This window comes from Herbidospora mongoliensis (assembly GCF_001570545.1).
In the GTDB taxonomy this organism is placed as follows: Bacteria; Actinomycetota; Actinomycetes; order Streptosporangiales; family Streptosporangiaceae; genus Herbidospora; species Herbidospora mongoliensis.
Genome location: NZ_BBXD01000005.1, coordinates 1 through 1,106, shown reverse-complemented (window position 1 = coordinate 1,106; position 1,106 = coordinate 1). Strand labels below are relative to the sequence as shown.

Annotated in this window: 1 protein-coding gene; it reads right to left on the bottom strand. The window is 70.9% G+C overall.

Annotated features, from left to right (window positions below; all coding sequences use genetic code 11):
* Positions 1 to 1,106 (bottom strand): acyl carrier protein (locus tag AW272_RS00040; RefSeq protein WP_169807459.1); only part of this gene is annotated, 1,106 nt, incomplete at both ends.

Sequence of the window (1,106 nt, the reverse complement as noted above, 5' to 3'; positions counted from 1 at the left end):
GGCGTTCCAGCACCAGCAGCCCGACGCCTTCAGCCCAGCCGGTGCCATCAGCCCCCGCGGCGAACGCCTTGCTGCGCCCATCCGGGGCCAGCCCGCGCTGACGGGAGAACTCCACGAACATCCCGGGCGAGGCCATGACGGTCGCACCGCCCGCCAACGCCAGGGTGGACTCGCCCTGCCGCAGCGAGCCGATCGCCAGGTGCAGCGCGACCAGCGACGACGAGCAGGCGGTATCCACTGTCAGAGCCGGCCCCACGAAGCCCAGCTGGTACGAGATCCTCCCGGCCATCACGCTGGGGGTCACGCCCGTGAGCACGTAACCGCCCACCTTCTCCGAGGCGTCCTGCATACGCGGGCCATAATCCTGCGCGGTGGCACCGACGAACACCCCGGTCCGGGTGCCGTCGAGGTGATCATGCGGGATACCGGCCCGTTCCAGCGCCTCCCATGCCGTTTCCAGGAGCAGCCGCTGCTGCGGGTCCATGGAAAGGGCCTCACGCGGGGAGATGCCGAAGAACCCGGCGTCGAAATTCCCGGCGTCGTACAGGAAACCGCCCTCCCGCACGGAGGTGCGGCCCTTGTCGACCGCCTCGGGTGCGTACAGGTCATCGGGCCAGCCGCGATCGGCCGGGAAGTCCGCGATGGCGTCCACGCCCTGCGAGACCAGCCGCCACAGGTCCGCCGGGGAGGCCACCGCACCCGGGTAACGGCACGCCATACCGACGATCACGATCGGCTCGTCCATCACCGCCGGGACGGCGATATCCGGTTGTACGGCCGGGTCCGTGCCGGCAAGCCGGTCCTGGAGGTGGCGCAGCAGCGCGGCGGGTGTCGGGAAGTCGAAGAGCAGGCCGCTGGACAGCGGCAGTCCCGTGGCCTGAGCCAGGCTGTTGCGCAACTCGACGCTCATCACCGAGTCGAACCCGAGGTCGCGGAACGGTCTGCCCATCTCGACGGACCGGCCGGAGCCGTACTCCAGAACCGCACCGACGTGGGCGCGGACGAGTTCGGCCACGGCGTGCCCGTCGCGGACATCGACCCGGCGGACGGGTTCGACGTGCTCGGCGACGACCTCGCCGATCCAGTGGCGGCGTCGCTGGAACCGG